This is a genomic window from Citrobacter sp. S39 (genome assembly GCF_009495675.1).
In the GTDB taxonomy this organism is placed as follows: Bacteria; Pseudomonadota; Gammaproteobacteria; order Enterobacterales; family Enterobacteriaceae; genus Citrobacter; species Citrobacter freundii.
Genome location: NZ_CP045555.1, coordinates 1,685,197 through 1,701,340 on the forward strand (window position 1 = coordinate 1,685,197; position 16,144 = coordinate 1,701,340).

The window sequence follows — 16,144 nt, forward strand, 5'->3', positions numbered from 1 at the left end:
ATTCAAAGGATAACCCGTAAATGAAGCAGCTCTCTTCACCGTTACAGCAGTACTGGCCGACCGTTGTTGAGCGGCTGCCAGCAGCAATATCTGAGTCCTCGCTTAGCGTTCAGGCGAAGTCAGTACTTACATTCAGTGATTTTGTCCGTGACAGCATTATTGCCCATCCCGAATGGCTGGCTGAGCTGGAAAGCACTCCACCCCTGGCGGATGAATGGCAACACTATGCCAACTGGTTGCAGCAAGCATTGGCTGACGTTAGTGACGAAAACACACTGATGCGTGAGTTACGCCTGTTTCGCCGTCGCATTATGGTGCGTATCGCCTGGGCACAGACGCTGTCGCTGGTGACCGAAGAGAGTATTTTGCAGCAGCTAAGTCATCTGGCTGAAACGTTGATCGTCGCCGCGCGCGACTGGTTGTACGCAGCCTGCTGTCGCGAATGGGGTACGCCGTGTAATCCTGAAGGTGTGGCGCAGCCGCTGCTGATTTTAGGCATGGGGAAACTCGGCGGCGGCGAGCTGAATTTTTCCTCCGATATCGACCTGATTTTTGCCTGGCCGGAACACGGCAGCACACAGGGTGGGCGCCGCGAGCTTGATAACGCGCAGTTCTTTACCCGGATGGGCCAGCGGCTTATCAAAGTGCTGGATCAGCCCACAATGGATGGGTTTGTCTATCGGGTGGATATGCGTTTACGCCCGTTTGGCGACAGCGGCCCGCTGGTGCTGAGCTTCTCCGCGCTGGAGGATTATTACCAGGAACAAGGGCGCGACTGGGAACGCTATGCGATGGTTAAAGCCCGCATTATGGGCGATGCCGACGGCACTTACGTCAATGAACTCCGTGCCATGCTGCGGCCTTTTGTCTTCCGTCGCTATATTGATTTCAGCGTGATCCAGTCGCTGCGTAACATGAAAGGGATGATTGCGCGTGAAGTACGCCGTCGTGGCCTGAAAGACAACATCAAGCTGGGGGCGGGCGGCATTCGTGAAATCGAATTTATCGTGCAGGTATTCCAGCTGATTCGCGGTGGGCGCGAGCCATCGCTGCAATCCCGCTCGCTGTTACCGACGCTTAGCGCCATCAATGCGCTGCACTTGCTTTCTGATACCGACGCGGAACAACTGCGCGCAGCCTATCTCTATTTACGCCGCCTGGAAAACCTGCTGCAAAGTATTAATGATGAGCAGACCCAGACGCTGCCTGGTGATGAACTGAATCGCGCGCGGCTGGCGTGGGGGATGAACGTTGATGACTGGCAGCAGTTAACCGATGTGCTGACCAATCATATGGACAATGTGCGCCGGGTATTCAACGAGCTGATTGGCGATGACGAGGCCGAAACCCAGGAAGAGTCGCTCTCAGAACAGTGGCGCGAATTGTGGCAGGACGCCTTACAGGAAGATGACACTACGCCAGTGCTGACGCATCTGGCGGATGACGATCGGCGGCGCGTGCTGTCTCTGATTGCTGATTTCCGCAAAGAGCTGGATAAACGCACCATTGGCCCACGCGGACGACAGGTGCTGGATCATTTAATGCCGCATCTGCTGAGCGATGTCTGTACGCGTGACGACGCCTCAGTCCCGCTGTCACGCATTACACCGCTGCTGGTGGGTATTGTGACTCGCACGACCTATCTGGAACTGCTGAGCGAATTCCCCGGGGCGCTGAAGCATTTGATTTCGCTCTGTGCGGCCTCGCCGATGGTCGCCAGCCAGCTGGCGCGGTATCCGTTGTTGCTCGATGAACTGTTGGATCCGAATACCCTGTATCAACCTACCGCGACGGACGCCTACCGTGATGAGCTGCGCCAGTATTTGCTGCGCGTGCCGGAAGATGACGAAGAGCAGCAACTGGAGGCACTGCGCCAGTTTAAGCAAACGCAGCTACTGCGTATTGCCGCGGCTGATATCGCCGGCACGCTGCCGGTGATGAAGGTGAGCGACCATTTAACCTGGCTGGCGGAAGCGATTATTGATGCGGTAGTCCAGCAGGCGTGGACGCAGATGGTTGCTCGCTACGGGCAACCTACCCATCTTGGCGAACGTGAGGGGCGCGGTTTTGCCGTCGTCGGCTATGGCAAACTGGGCGGCTGGGAACTGGGTTACAGTTCGGATCTTGATTTGATCTTCCTGCATGATTGTCCGATGGACGTGATGACGGACGGTGAGCGTGAGATTGACGGGCGACAGTTCTATCTGCGTCTGTCGCAGCGCATTATGCACCTTTTCAGCACCCGCACCTCGTCCGGTATTTTGTACGAAGTGGATGCGCGGCTGCGTCCATCCGGCGCGGCGGGAATGCTGGTGACATCAACCGACGCTTTCGACGATTACCAGCGCAACGAAGCCTGGACATGGGAGCATCAGGCGCTGGTGCGTGCTCGTGTGGTATATGGCGACCCGCAGTTGACCTCTCAGTTTGATGCGATTCGTCGCGATATCATGACCCTCGTCCGTGATGGGAAAACCTTGCAGACCGACGTGCGTGAAATGCGTGAGAAAATGCGCGCCCATTTGGGCAATAAGCATCGGGATCGTTTTGATATTAAAGCGGATGAGGGTGGCATCACAGACATTGAGTTTATTACGCAGTATCTGGTGTTGCGCTATGCGCATGAAAAACCGAAGCTGACGCGCTGGTCGGATAATGTGCGCATTCTGGAATTACTGGCGCAAAACGACATTATGGACGAGCAGGAAGCGCTGGCGCTTACCCGTGCTTATACGACGTTGCGTGATGAACTTCACCATCTTGCGTTGCAGGAACTTCCGGGCCATGTGGCGCTGGAGCACTTTGACGCTGAACGTACGCTGGTGCGTGACAGCTGGCAGAAGTGGCTGGTTGCCGAGTGAAGTGTGCTATTATCGCGCGCAAATTTTAAGACCCTCAGAGAATCTCTCAGGAGACAGGAATGAAAGTAACGCTGCCAGAGTTTGAACGTGCAGGAGTCATGGTTGTCGGTGATGTGATGCTGGATCGCTACTGGTACGGCCCTACCAGCCGTATTTCACCTGAAGCGCCGGTTCCGGTGGTGAAGGTCGATACCATCGAAGAACGTCCCGGTGGCGCAGCAAACGTGGCGATGAACATTGCCTCTCTGGGCGCAAATTCCCGTCTGGTGGGTTTGACCGGTATCGACGACGCGGCGCGTGCGCTGAGCAAAACGCTGGCGGATGTGAACGTAAAATGCGATTTCGTGTCCGTGCCGACGCATCCGACAATCACCAAACTGCGCGTGCTTTCCCGCAACCAGCAGTTGATTCGTCTGGATTTTGAAGAAGGTTTTGAAGGCGTGGATCCGCAGCCGCTGCACGAGCGTATTAATCAGGCGCTGGGTTCTATCGGCGCTTTGGTGCTCTCTGACTACGCCAAAGGCGCGCTGGCAAGCGTGCAGCAGATGATTGCTCTGGCGCGTAAGGCTGGAGTTCCGGTGCTTATCGATCCGAAAGGGACCGATTTTGAACGTTACCGCGGCGCAACGCTGCTAACGCCGAACCTGTCTGAGTTTGAAGCGGTCGCCGGTAAATGCAAAAACGAAGATGAATTGGTTGAGCGCGGTATGAAAGTGATTGCAGATTTCGACCTTTCCGCACTGCTGATCACCCGTTCAGAACAGGGTATGACGTTGCTGCAACCGGGCAAATCACCACTGCATATGCCGACGCAGGCGCAGGAAGTGTATGACGTGACCGGTGCGGGCGATACGGTAATCGGCGTGCTGGCGGCGACGCTGGCGGCGGGTAACTCACTGGAAGAGGCGTGCTATTTTGCTAACGCTGCTGCCGGTGTTGTGGTCGGTAAACTGGGAACCTCCACCGTTTCCCCGATTGAACTGGAAAACGCGGTGCGTGGTCGGGCTGATACTGGTTTTGGCGTGATGAGCGAATCTGAGCTGAAACAGGCCGTTGCCAGCGCCCGCAAGCGCGGTGAGAAAGTGGTGATGACTAACGGCGTGTTCGACATCCTGCATGCGGGCCACGTTTCCTATCTGGCAAATGCGCGCAAGCTGGGCGATCGCCTGATCGTGGCGGTAAACAGTGATGCGTCGACCAAACGTCTGAAAGGTGAAACGCGTCCGGTTAACCCGCTGGAACAGCGCATGATCGTGCTGGGCGCGCTGGAATCCGTCGACTGGGTGGTCTCTTTTGAAGAAGATACACCGCAGCGTCTGATCGCCGGCATCCTGCCGGATCTGCTGGTCAAAGGCGGTGACTATAAGCCAGAAGATATTGCGGGCAGCAAAGAGGTATGGGCGAACGGCGGTGAAGTGCTGGTGCTGAACTTCGAAGATGGCTGCTCAACGACCAATATCATCAAGAAGATCCAGAAAGACAGCGATAAATAACAATTGGAATGTTTGTCGGATGGCGGTGTCCGGCCTACGAGGTTGTAGGCCGGATAAAACGCGTAAGCGTTGCCATCCGGCATTTCTGTTTCTTATTCTTCAGTCGTTTTCTCAACAGGCTGTGGACTGTTTTTCAGCGGATCGGCCAGTGCCGACAGCGAACCACCGGACAAACCAATTTCATTTAACAGCGAGTCAATCAGCGGCGCTTGTGTACGATAGGCAAGGGCGGCGGATAATGCCTGCTCAGCCAGATTCCCTCCGGTTACGTTACCTGCGGTCACTTCACCGACGGCGCCGCCACGATTCAGACCATCAACCTGGATAATCTTGATCCCATCGATAGATTTCATTGGCTCAACGGATTTCTCAATGACTGCTGGCAGGGACTGCAGCAGGGCCAGCTTAAATTTCAGACTGGTCTGTTCGTCGGAAAGCACGTTGATGGCATCGTTCAGCGCACGCTGGGCTTCGGCTTCCGCCAGACCTTTTTTCCGCGTGGCTTCGGCCAGTTCCACAATTGCCGCCGCCTGCAATTCTGCGGCTTCTTTTTCCGCTTTTGCCCGGACGGTCAGTTCAACCGCCTGGGTTTCTGCATCCTGAGCTGCGGCAATCAACGCCACCTGTTTGGCACGATCCGCTTCTGCGGTCTGGCGGGTGGTTTCTACGTTCTGCTGAGCGCGAACCGCTTCGGCCAGCGCATCGTTAGCGCGTGCTTCAGCCTGAGACTGCTGTTCGGACTTGGCGGCAATGGCGATGGACTTGGTCTGGTTGGCGATCTCCGTTGCCTGCTGCTGTTCGATCTCTTTAATGCGAACTTCACGCTCGGCCTCGACTTTTCTGGATCGCACCGCCTGTTCGCGCTCGATTTCTGTTTCCTGAATCTGGCGTTCGGCAAGAATGCGCGTCTGCTCAGCTTCACGATGGCGTTCGGCTTCGAAGGCGGCAATTTTAGCGTTTTGCTCGGCCGTGCGGGTCTTCACCTGCTGCTCCTGCTCGAGCGTCATGAAGGCTTCCTGCTGTTCGATCTCCAGCTTGCGCGACAGCGCATCACGGTTTTTCTCACGAACGGCAACTTCTACGTCCTGCTCGACTTCGTTACGTTCGCGACGACGGCGTTCTGTTTCCTGAGTCAGCTTAGTCAGACCCTCGGCATCAAAAGCGTTATTCGGGTTGAAATGAACTTTTTCGGTCTGGTTAAAGTTGGTGAGTGAAACGCTCTCGAGTTCCAGGCCGTTTTTGGACAGGTCTTCCGCGACGGTATTTTGTACGCCCTGAACGAAGTTTTCACGCGTATCCTGCAGTTCATGCATGGTCATCTGCGACGCAGTGGCACGTAGGGCATCAACAAACTTATCTTCTATTAGCACACGTAAATCCTCTGGTGACAGTGTTCGCTGTCCCAACGTCTGTGCGGCGGTAGCAATCCCTTCAACAGACGGTTTTACACGCACGAAAAAGGCGACGACGACATCCACGCGCATACGGTCTTTGGTTATGAGACTGTCGACAGTCGAACGGCTCACCTCAAGTTTGAGGGTGTTCATGTTGATAGGAATAATTTCGTGGAAGATAGGCATGACAATTGCGCCGCCGCTCATCACCACTTTTTGTCCACCAAGGCCGGTACGCACAAACGCCTGTTCAGCAGATGCGCGGCGATACAGGCGGGCAAAAATAATCCCGATAATTACTAAGACGACCACCGCCACAATGGCGGTAAACATCCATGAAGGTAACATGCCAAAAACATCATCCATCTATAAGATCCCTCTGTATAAAATTATAAAACAGTCGGCCAGGGGTTTAGCTCGGCCAGGTAACGCGTTGCGGAGAGTCGGCAGATAATCAGCACCTTGTCTCCTTTTTTGAATTCTTTGCCCGCTTCAGGCTCCAGCAGCACATAGTGAGTCTGCCCGAACTTATCGGTAAATTTGCCTTCGCAGGGGGTTCCGGCACTTGCGGAATGTCCGGTAATAATCGCCATGCTGCCGATAAATTCATCTTCAGCGAGGGCGGTGGTTTCATCCCGCGGCAGCCAGGGAGCAATGATTTTTCCGCTGTAATGCACGGCGAAGACGGCAAGAATAAAACTCACCGGAGCAAGCAGCAGGTTGCTGAGCGGTGCTTGCCACAGCGTGACCCAGCCATGCTGAAGGAGGATACCGAAGAGTCCAAAGAAGCCAGCGAGTAAACACAGCACGATCAGTGCCGGGATCCGCCCGATATTGAGATAGTGAAGCGCCTGGCCGATATTGCCGGAAGTCAGGGCATCGTAATGTTCGAGGTGAGCATCAAGCGCACCTGAAAGAAAATGGCCAAAAATAAGAGAGATGATTTCCAGTAGGCCAATCAACAGTACAAATGAAATAGCAAACAGGTAGGGGCTGTTGTAATCCGTGAACAATACCAAGTTGTTTCCTCCTGTTACTGCGTTCCCTGTCCGTGTCAAAAGTAATGGTTTTACCTCTTACTTTTACATGACGTTACAATAACATGCGTTACCCTGGTCTTTAATCCGAAAAGGGGCTCATCCCCCTCTTAGATTTCGTAGGAAACTGTGAAGTAGGCGGTATTTTGCGCACAATATGTACAGAATAACTTCGTATCCAGGGAAATACTGAAATTAGAAAAAGCATATGGCCTTAGCAGATATTCAATAACTGGAGGGTATGCTCATGAACAGCAATATGTATTCAATGAACAATTTCGATTTCCTGGCCCGTAGTTTTGCCAGAATGCAGGCTGAGGGCCATCCCGTTGATATCCAGGCGATAACCGGGAACATGGATGAAGAACATCGTAGCTGGTTTTGCAAACGCTATGCGCTGTACTGCCAGCAGGCGACGGAAGCCAGGAAGCTAGAACTGGAACACTAACAGAAAAACGGGCCTTGCGGCCCGTTGTCGTTTTACTCTTGCGGATCGACTGACGGGATCGCGGGGGCAGGTTTAACTTCTGCCGTTTTTTCACGCGATTCCAGCTCAGTCAGACGTTGCTCAAGCAGCGCCAGCTTTTCACGTGTGCGCAATAAAACCTGAGTCTGTACATCGAATTCTTCACGGCTTACCAGATCCAGACGGGTCAGCTGTGACTGCAGCGTTTGACGAATTTTCTTCTCGACGTCTTCGCCAAACTCGCGGATCCCTTTCGGCATCGACTCGTGAACCTGACGAGCAATCTGCTCAATTTTTTTCGGGTCAATCATTGTGGTTTCCCTGAACTGGTACGTGTTGCTGCCTATTGTAGTGCGAACTGGCACAGGCATAAACCAGAATTGTGTGAAGCTAAGACGAGTAAAGGCGTTGATGAAGGTAATCAATAGCGTTATAGTTAACCCGCTTATTCTCAGGGCGGGGCGAAATTCCCCACCGGCGGTAAATCAACTGATGTTGAAAGCCCGCGAGCGCTTTTTGTTACGGCAAAAAGGTCAGCAGATCCGGTGTAATTCCGGGGCCGACGGTTAGAGTCCGGATGGGAGAGAGTAACGATCCAGTCGGGCATGGACCCGCTCACGTTATTTTTTTGCCGCTTAGACGGTACTCCTAAGACTGCCCTGATTCTGGTAACCATAATTTTAGTGAGGTTTTTTTACCATGAATCAGACGCTACTTTCCTCTTTTGGTACGCCTTTCGAACGTGTTGAACATGCGCTGTCTGCGCTGCGTGAAGGACGCGGTGTAATGGTGCTTGACGACGAAGACCGTGAAAACGAAGGCGATATGGTTTTCCCGGCAGAGACCATGACCGTTGAACAGATGGCGCTGACCATCCGTCACGGTAGCGGTATTGTATGCCTGTGCATCACTGAAGACCGACGCAAACAGCTCGATCTGCCAATGATGGTGGAAAATAATACCAGCGCTTACGGTACCGGTTTTACCGTGACCATTGAAGCCGCAGAAGGCGTGACCACCGGCGTTTCCGCAGCAGACCGTGTTACTACGGTGCGTGCGGCAATTAAGGATGGCGCTAAACCTTCCGATCTGAACCGTCCGGGGCACGTGTTCCCGCTGCGTGCTCAAGCTGGTGGTGTGTTGACCCGCGGTGGTCATACTGAAGCGACCATCGACCTGATGACGCTGGCTGGGTTTAAACCAGCGGGTGTGCTGTGCGAATTGACTAATGATGATGGCACCATGGCGCGTGCGCCACAGTGCATTGAGTTTGCCGGCAAGCACAATATGGCTGTAGTCACTATCGAAGATTTAGTGGCTTATCGTCAGGCGCACGAGCGCAAAGCCAGCTAATAGACTATTACCACGTTAGTTGTGGTAAGCATAAAAAACCGAAGCCATCTTCCAGGCTTCGGTTTTTTTATTTTTGCTCAAATTATTTGGTTCTGGTCAGTTTTAAAGTCCAGGCGCCGCTCATTATCACCAACAGCACTAAACATAAGCCAAAGGCTAACAGGCATGCCTGCGCCATGTTCATAAATTGCCACGGTGGAAACAGATACCAGCCTTCAGACTGTTGGTATAGATCGATAAACCACTTTTGCGTAGTGCTGAGTGCCACGCCATCAGGCACTATGGGGGCATCATAGCCGCAATCTCCAGTGGGTTTAAACCACTCCGGAGCCCAGTTTGCCAGCGGCAAATTGAAAGGGAATGTCGGATCGGTGGAACACCCCTGGACGCCAAACAGCGAATCCGGGCTATGTACCGCATGATGAATATCATTGAGTTTGAGCGAGAACTTAATGCCCATGATGCTGCCGTAAAATGCCGCAATGCAGCCAATAAGCTTCAGAACAACATTTTTAGGGTTTATTGCCGCGATCAATCCACCGAAAACCATCACAAACATGGCAAAGCGAATGTAGACACACTGCTCGCAGGGGGCCATATAGAGATAGATTTGGAAAAACGAGTGTGCCAATATTATTAACCCGCCCATTGCGCAGGCCATCAGTAGCCACAGAAAGCGCTGTTCCTGCCATCTCACCAGCGTATCAACCGGCGTGGTACGTAAGTCCCGCCACCATCCTTTTATGAAAACCATAGCCTCGTCCCTGTTTATTTTGTCGCCAGTTCTCTGACAAGCTCAGCCATGGAGTCAATGGATTTGATACTCTTGGTGTAGATCAGGTATTTACCGTTAACGACGTAAGCCGGAACCCCCTGAATTTTGGCGACGTCATATGCCGCTTTCCATTTCTCCAGCGTTTGCTGAACGGTGGGATCTTGCAGCGCGGCGTCAAAATCTGCCTGGCTCATGCCTGCAGCATCCAGGCCTGTTTTAATGAATACGGCCGGATCTTTACCATCTGACCAGCGCTCTTTCTTGTCGTGGTAAGCAGCGTAATAAGCGAATTTCGCTTTTTTGAACTGTGATTTGGCATCAAATAATGAAATCCCTGCTGCCTGATCTTTAGCAATCATTACTGCAAAAACTTCACTGGCCTGTTTACCATATTCCCCTTTGGTTTCCAGATGAAATGGTGTGAAGGTGACGAGATCGGCCACTTTTTCAGAAACCGGGCCAGTCACGGCTTTATCATATTTGTAACAGAACGGACAGGCGTAGCTGAATACTTTTATTAACGTCTTATCAGCATTAGGAATCGGTTTCTCTAAAACCATATAATCAGTGCCTTCTGTAAAAGCGGAGGCGGCAAACGACGAGGCAAGTGCGGCGGTTAATACCACGCTTTTAAATAATGAAGTAATCCATTTAGATGACATAATTAATCCTTAATCTAACGATATTATTTAAACATTTGTTGTGGGTGAACCAGTAATGCGCGGTAGTGCGTTTGGTTTGGCTTATCTGAAAGGACATCAATTTCGACTTTGACTTCTTTAGTCTTATAGTCAATTTCGTTGATTTTGCCGATGGTTGGTTGTCCAACGTCAAATAAATTAATAGAACCACCAAATCCAAACATGGTGTCGCGGTCTTTCTGATATTCGATAACCGAGGTGATGGGGCTATAGAAATCGTAACCGCGTTCTTTTCCGTATTCCCAAATTTGCTGAACGGTTCCTTTTTTATCGTCAACTTTATATTCGACGAACCGGGAGTATTTCATCGTCGGCAATGCCGGTTGTTCGAGCCCACGACCATCGCCGTTGTCAAAGATGGTTAATGTCCCTTTGCTCGAGAGCCATGCGGTGTGTTGGGTGTAGGTAAAATCGAAATCAGTATTCTCGCACTTACCGTTTTCGTCACATTTTAGCGCGTTGCCCTTATCATCAACCGGTTTTAACAGCTTGCTTGCCAGCGCCTTATTCCAGCCTTTAGACGGTGCCAGAATCCACTTCACCTGTTTATCGCGACCGATTTTGACAACACCCTGATGGCGGGAAGAGATAATAATGGAGTCATCTTTGGCATCATAGGCAATGGAGTTAACGTGCGCCCAGTTACGACCTGCACCCACTCCGAGGGCGTCACCGTAAGGAGTATCTGGCTCCAGTTTCGCCTGTTGACCGGCATGAGCGAGGTCAACGTTGACGCATACCGCGCCTGCGTCCAGCGCACCCAGAAGCGCATCACGCATCGGATCGAGTATCTTTGTCAGATCCCACACATCAACCACACGACCGGACTTGTCTACTTCAATTATCTGATCGCGGATGGTTTGCACATGGATGCCATCTTCTTTGCGATAATCGCGTTTGCCCACGCGAAGCAACACGGTGTCGTTGATTGTTTCGATCGATTCATGCGACGCGTCGAGGAAGCCGCGCGGTAGCTTATGATCGGCCAGAATCTGCCCCATCATATCAAATTCGTACCAATGCTGACCCTGAACGGCTGTGAAGGTGCCGCGCGGTGTTTCACGAATACCCATCAGGTAGCCGCGCTTGTTGATATCCATGTCATGGCCATCGTAAAAGGTATCTTGATCCAGCCACCAACGATATTCACCTTCCGTATCGACGACAAAGGTAAAGGGTGCGATATCAAAAGGTAATGCGCCACCGGCTGGACCTGCATCCAGGATGCCGGCATTTTTGTCTTTTTCACCATGCCAGTGGAATTCTGCCCCCTGTGGGGTGAAAGTATGGGTATTCACCAGATAGAGGCGGTCTTCAAAACCAGGCGCTACCTTAATAACTTTCGTTTGCTGTAAATCGGAAATAGAACGGTTATCCATGTAGTGATTAACGATGGCGGACGTTTGCACCACATAATCATCCTTCATGGCTTTGCCATTTTCTTTATATTCAACGGTGACCTTATTAGCAAACTTTTGATAAAGACCAAAAATAGGCACGCCGTCATAGGTTGCTAACGACTCTTTGCCAACTGTATAAGTAACAGGAACTCCTTTCTCGCCTTTGCCATGAACGGTGACTTTAACATCTGAAATAACGTGACTATCTAATTCAACCAGTGCGGTAAGCGGGGCGTTTCCGTATGGGTCAACTACTATTGCCCCCAGTTTTCCCGCAGGTTGAGCGGGTTGAAAACCTGCAGCAAACGAATTTCCAACGGTTAATCCAAACGTCAGTGCGAGTGTGCCAGCGAGAAGTGTTTTTCGGTATTGTCTAAACATGGATATATCTCCTTATATTAACTTTAAATATAATTCCACTGAATATATTATGTTTTTACGATATGGCTAAAAATGAAAATGGTACTACTGATGTCACTTTTATTGTGGGTATATAAATATTGATGAAGTGTATTATTCTACAAAATCTAATTTTTATTTTTTTCTGGATAGTATGAGTGAGGTATTTTAAGGACAATGTTTATTATTGCTTAGTGTGATCTCGTCGACAGAGTTTTATTTTTTATAACTGTTTTAGCTATTGGCATAGCTGCTGGTTTATATGATCGAAATCATATATTTGTTTCTGAAATATGCCACTATAGGGGTATGTCAGAATAAGTTTATGTAAAATTTTAACGTTAAATGTTTAATGATGTTAAATGTTAAGGGTAAAAGAATGTTTATTGCCTGGTATTGGATCGTATTAATTGCACTCGTTGCATTGGGTTATTATTGCCATATGAAGCGTTATTGTCGGGCATTCCGACAAGACAGAGACGCATTGCTTGAGGCGCGAAACAAACTCTTCCGACGTTCTGGTGAAGATAACAGCGTGATTAAGGAACAGAAATAGTCCTTCACGTTCTGCTATGGATGAGCGGATGCTGTAAAATAGCAGGGTGGCATCCGCCCTCTGGATTATCCGATTCCCATGGACTGGAGGATGACGAGACTTAACCCCATCACCGACATTCCGCACAGGACCCCATAGCTGGGATTATTATTTGGGTCGATCTCTTTTGCCAGTGGCATCAATTCATCGACTGACAGCGCCACCATAATACCCGCGACTGCCGCCATTATTGCCGCCATCACCACAGGCGAGATGAGACTCCCCAGAATTAACCACGCCAGTACGCCGCCCAGTATTTCCGCCATGCCCGAGATCCCGGCCCAGAATATCGCCGTACGTTTGGAGCCCGTTGCTGCATAGACCGGACCTGCAACGGCTAATCCTTCAGGAATATTGTGTAATGCGACGGCAAGCGCAATACCAAAGCCCAGCTCGAGGTTGCTGCTGGCGGTAACAAACGTCGCAATCCCTTCCGGAAAATTGTGCAGGCTGATGCCGAGCGTTAATAAAATCGCGGTGCGTTTAATGGATCCGGGTAGAGGCTGCGTTGTTTTTTGTACCAGATCCTGAGGGTGCGCGTGCGGCAATAGACGGTCCAGGCCAAAGTAGCCCAGCAAGCCGACGATAAACATTCCGTAGCCCAGAACTGGCGACATGCCTTCAGCGGCCAGCGCAGCAGGTAGCATTTCCATTAGAGAGATCAGTAGCATAATCCCGGCAGCGAAGCCTAAAGAAAAGGCGAGAACGCGGTTGGAAGGCTTTTGCCCTAACACGCCGAGAAATGCGCCGATAAACGTGGCGGCACCTGCCAGTAAAGTCAGAAGTAAAGGTACTGACATCGACAAATAAAACTCCTTATCAATCTGCTTTCCGGACTGGATCGTCAAAATAACTGATGATCTTCATCATGGTTATCTGAGTTCTTCATCAACCGAATAAGCGTATTGTAATGGTATCAAAATGACTCCCTCAGTAAGGATATCATCATGTCTTCAACTCGTATGCCAGCATTGTTTTTGGGCCACGGTAGCCCGATGAATGTTCTGGAAGATAACGTTTATACCCGTGCCTGGCAGCAACTGGGGGAAACGTTGCCGCGTCCGAAAGCCATTGTGGTGGTCTCGGCGCACTGGTTCACCCGTGGAACGGGTGTGACAGCGATGGAAGCGCCTAAAACGATCCACGATTTCGGCGGTTTTCCGCAAGCGCTGTATGACACCCATTACCCAGCGCCCGGTTCGCCTGAACTGGCGCAGCACCTGGTTGATTTACTTGCTCCTGTACCCGTCGCGTTAGACAAAGAGGCGTGGGGTTTTGACCACGGTTCCTGGGGCGTACTGATCAAGATGTACCCGAATGCCGACATCCCGATGGTGCAGTTAAGCATCGATAGTACAAAACCGGCGGCCTGGCATTTTGAGATGGGCCGCAAGCTGGCGGCACTGCGTGATGAGGGTATTATGCTGGTGGCCAGCGGTAACGTGGTGCATAACCTGCGTACTGCGCGTTGGCACGGTGAGAACACGCCATATCCGTGGGCAACCTCATTCAATGATTATGTTAAGGCTAACCTGACCTGGCAGGGACCGGCTGAGCAGCACCCGCTGGTGAACTATCTCGATCATGAAGGTGGATCGTTGTCGAACCCGACGCCAGATCACTATCTGCCGCTGCTGTATGTTCTCGGGGCATGGGATGGTAAAGAGTCTGTTACGATCCCTGTAGATGGTATCGAGATGGGAAGTTTAAGTATGTTGTCGGTGCAGGTTGGGTGATGAACGCCCGATGGCGCTACGCTTATCGGGCATTAAGTTCGTGCCGTAGGCCGGGTAAGGCGGAGCCGCCACCCGGCACTCTCAATCATTCGACAAAAATATGCGGATAGAAACGTGAAAGATCCTGCGTGATCAACGCACGGTCTTCACGAATGCCGATCCCTGCGGGTTGATCGTTGATCAGCCAGCTGCCAATCAGCATATAGCTGTCGCCAAACTTCGGTAGCTGATGGAACTGCTGCACGATCATACCTTCTTCACCGTACGGTCCTTCCACGGATTCGATCGTTTTACCGTTCTCAATGATGGAGACGTTAGCTCCCTCGCGCGAGAAGATCGGTTTGACAACGAATTTATCCATCTGCGGGTAGTCGTCTTCGGCGAAATATGCTGGCAGAAGGTTCGGATGATTCGGGAACATTTCCCATAACAGAGGTAACAGTGCTTTGTTGGAAATAATGCTCTTCCAGGCGGGTTCCAGCCAGCGAACGCCAGCGTCTTCCAGCTTGGTGGAGAACATTTCACGCAGCATGAATTCCCACGGATAGAGCTTGAACAGGTTAGCGATCACCTGATCCTGCATATCGGTGAATTGGCCTTTTTCACCAAGACCAATATCTTCTACATAGAGGAATTCTGTAGCGATCTCTGCTTCGGCCGCGCAATCCTGCAGATACTGGATCGTACCGCGATCTTCCACCGTATCACGACAGCAGGTCAGATGTAGCAGTTGAAAACCATACTGTTCACGCAGCTCGGTGAAACGCTCGATCAGCTTTTCCTGCAGACTGTTGAACTGATCGCTGCCTTCCGGCAGGTTGCCCGCATTGAGCTGATCTTCCAGCCAGATCCACTGGAAAAACGCAGCTTCGTACAGCGAGGTTGGGGTATCAGCGTTGTTTTCCAGCAGTTTGGGTTCACCGGTTCCATCCCACGCCAGATCGAGACGTGAATAGAGCGACGGTTGCTGTGTCAGCCAGGACTGGCGGACAAAACCCCAGGTATGCTTCGGAATGCGAAACTTGGTCATCAGCTCATCGCTGGCAATGACCTTTTCCACCACTTTGAGGCACATTTGATGTAGCTCTGCGGTGACCTCTTCCAGCTTTTCAACCTGAGCAAGGGTGAGTTTGTAGTACGCGTCTTCACACCAGTACGGCTCGCCGTACATAGTGTGAAAATTAAAACCGTATTCGGTGGCTTTATCGCGCCAGTCCGGGCGCTCAACAATACTGACTCTTTCCATGACGATCAGCCACCCATTGAACGTGTGGTGGTGCCGCTTGCGCTACGCTGCATGGTGCTCTGTTTGGCCACAGATTCACCAAATCCGCCGCGGGTTACGGTAGAGGTGGTGGCTGGTTTCGGTGCCATAGCGGTTTTTGGTACGGTCATGGTGCGACCCGGCGTTGCTGCGCCGTAGTTTTTACCGCTGGCATCTGTGTATTTGCCGTAAGCCGGGCTGGCCGGGTTTTTCGAGCTAAACAGCGGTTGCTGAGCGCCCATTCCGCCACCCATCAGTCGGCCCATCATGTAGCCTGCCATCAGTGGCATCCAGAAGCTGCCGCTGCTTTGATTCTGCGCCTGAGCCTGACCTTCACCGGTCGGCGCCATACCTGCTTGCGCAGGAGCCTGCTGGCACTGGCCTTCGCCGAATTCAGCGATACAGTCTTCACGAGTGGCGTATTTTGGCGCGGTACGTTCAGCTTCTTTCAGCGCGTTGTTAAACGCGGTAGTACATTCGGCGCTTTTACCCGGATTTGCTGCAGAGCAATCGTCAGCGTTCTGATAAAGCGAAACCGTTTCGTCACTCTTTTCACAGCCCGCGAGCATAAAAACTGCGGTAACTGCCAGGGCGACAGGAGTCAGATGGCGCGCGCTCCAGCTTTTGCGGAACGAGGCGTGATGTATCGATTTTGTCCGTTTCATTTTTG

Annotated in this window: 15 protein-coding genes and 1 riboswitch; of the genes, 6 read left to right on the top strand and 9 right to left on the bottom strand. The window is 51.6% G+C overall.

The annotated features are described in order from the left end of the window. Nucleotides 1–20: 20 nt before the first annotated feature. Nucleotides 21–2,861 carry a bifunctional [glutamate--ammonia ligase]-adenylyl-L-tyrosine phosphorylase/[glutamate--ammonia-ligase] adenylyltransferase gene (glnE, locus tag GFB57_RS08025; protein WP_003024639.1) on the top strand — a complete coding sequence of 947 codons (2,841 nt, stop codon included), beginning with the start codon at nucleotides 21–23 and terminating at the stop codon, nucleotides 2,859–2,861. 59 nt (nucleotides 2,862–2,920) lie between these two features. Further along, a complete protein-coding gene (gene hldE, locus GFB57_RS08030; protein ID WP_003024636.1) occupies nucleotides 2,921–4,354 on the top strand; it encodes a bifunctional D-glycero-beta-D-manno-heptose-7-phosphate kinase/D-glycero-beta-D-manno-heptose 1-phosphate adenylyltransferase HldE in 1,434 nt (477 codons plus the stop codon). A 92-nt stretch (nucleotides 4,355–4,446) separates the two neighbouring features. On the opposite strand, the gene GFB57_RS08035 is transcribed toward hldE, so the two are convergent. Beyond that, entirely contained in the window at nucleotides 4,447–6,114 is a 1,668-nt protein-coding gene (locus GFB57_RS08035) for a flotillin family protein (protein WP_003024632.1), read from the bottom strand. A gap of 23 nt (nucleotides 6,115–6,137) precedes the next feature. Next, nucleotides 6,138–6,767: an OB-fold-containig protein gene (locus GFB57_RS08040; RefSeq protein WP_003024624.1), complete on the bottom strand. Its 630-nt coding sequence runs from the start codon at nucleotides 6,765–6,767 to the stop codon at nucleotides 6,138–6,140. Between the two features lie 259 nt (nucleotides 6,768–7,026). Here GFB57_RS08040 and glgS point away from each other — a divergent pair, with 259 nt between their 5' ends. Next, nucleotides 7,027–7,233, top strand: a complete 207-nt coding sequence (gene glgS, locus GFB57_RS08045) for a cell surface composition regulator GlgS (RefSeq protein WP_019077704.1) — start codon at nucleotides 7,027–7,029, stop codon at nucleotides 7,231–7,233. 32 nt (nucleotides 7,234–7,265) lie between these two features. On the opposite strand, the gene ubiK is transcribed toward glgS, so the two are convergent. Next, nucleotides 7,266–7,562, bottom strand: coding sequence for a ubiquinone biosynthesis accessory factor UbiK (gene ubiK, locus GFB57_RS08050; RefSeq protein WP_003024618.1), 297 nt, complete (start codon nucleotides 7,560–7,562; stop codon nucleotides 7,266–7,268). Nucleotides 7,563–7,694: 132 nt separating this feature from the next. Further along, nucleotides 7,695–7,844, top strand: a riboswitch (FMN riboswitch). A gap of 106 nt (nucleotides 7,845–7,950) precedes the next feature. Between ubiK and ribB the strand changes: the two genes are divergently transcribed. Beyond that, complete coding sequence (gene ribB / locus GFB57_RS08055) at nucleotides 7,951–8,604, top strand: 3,4-dihydroxy-2-butanone-4-phosphate synthase (RefSeq protein ID WP_003024615.1); 654 nt, start codon at nucleotides 7,951–7,953, stop codon at nucleotides 8,602–8,604. Between the two features lie 82 nt (nucleotides 8,605–8,686). On the opposite strand, the gene dsbI is transcribed toward ribB, so the two are convergent. The 3 genes from dsbI to GFB57_RS08070 are packed head-to-tail and all read right to left on the bottom strand — an operon-like array spanning nucleotide 8,687 to nucleotide 11,861. After that, on the bottom strand, nucleotides 8,687–9,358 hold the full coding sequence (gene dsbI, locus GFB57_RS08060; protein WP_003024612.1) for a protein-disulfide oxidoreductase DsbI: 672 nt from the start codon (nucleotides 9,356–9,358) through the stop codon (nucleotides 8,687–8,689). 14 nt (nucleotides 9,359–9,372) lie between these two features. After that, on the bottom strand, nucleotides 9,373–10,041 hold the full coding sequence (locus GFB57_RS08065; RefSeq protein ID WP_290366956.1) for a thiol:disulfide interchange protein DsbA/DsbL: 669 nt from the start codon (nucleotides 10,039–10,041) through the stop codon (nucleotides 9,373–9,375). A 23-nt stretch (nucleotides 10,042–10,064) separates the two neighbouring features. After that, the gene (locus tag GFB57_RS08070; RefSeq protein WP_003024606.1) at nucleotides 10,065–11,861 is read right to left on the bottom strand and encodes an aryl-sulfate sulfotransferase; all 1,797 of its coding nucleotides are present in this window, start codon (nucleotides 11,859–11,861) and stop codon (nucleotides 10,065–10,067) included. Nucleotides 11,862–12,258: 397 nt separating this feature from the next. Between GFB57_RS08070 and GFB57_RS08075 the strand changes: the two genes are divergently transcribed. Next, complete coding sequence (locus tag GFB57_RS08075; protein WP_003024604.1) at nucleotides 12,259–12,435, top strand: hypothetical protein; 177 nt, start codon at nucleotides 12,259–12,261, stop codon at nucleotides 12,433–12,435. Nucleotides 12,436–12,500: 65 nt separating this feature from the next. On the opposite strand, the gene zupT is transcribed toward GFB57_RS08075, so the two are convergent. Further along, complete coding sequence (gene zupT, locus GFB57_RS08080; RefSeq protein ID WP_003024600.1) at nucleotides 12,501–13,274, bottom strand: zinc transporter ZupT; 774 nt, start codon at nucleotides 13,272–13,274, stop codon at nucleotides 12,501–12,503. A gap of 147 nt (nucleotides 13,275–13,421) precedes the next feature. Here zupT and ygiD point away from each other — a divergent pair, with 147 nt between their 5' ends. Then, nucleotides 13,422–14,210, top strand: coding sequence for a 4,5-DOPA dioxygenase extradiol (ygiD, locus tag GFB57_RS08085; protein ID WP_003024597.1), 789 nt, complete (start codon nucleotides 13,422–13,424; stop codon nucleotides 14,208–14,210). An 85-nt stretch (nucleotides 14,211–14,295) separates the two neighbouring features. On the opposite strand, the gene GFB57_RS08090 is transcribed toward ygiD, so the two are convergent. Together GFB57_RS08090 and GFB57_RS08095 are read right to left on the bottom strand one after the other, a co-directional pair. Continuing rightward, on the bottom strand, nucleotides 14,296–15,456 hold the full coding sequence (locus GFB57_RS08090; RefSeq protein ID WP_003024594.1) for a glutathionylspermidine synthase family protein: 1,161 nt from the start codon (nucleotides 15,454–15,456) through the stop codon (nucleotides 14,296–14,298). Between the two features lie 5 nt (nucleotides 15,457–15,461). Then, complete coding sequence (locus GFB57_RS08095) at nucleotides 15,462–16,139, bottom strand: DUF1190 family protein (RefSeq protein ID WP_003024591.1); 678 nt, start codon at nucleotides 16,137–16,139, stop codon at nucleotides 15,462–15,464. Nucleotides 16,140–16,144: the final 5 nt, after the last annotated feature.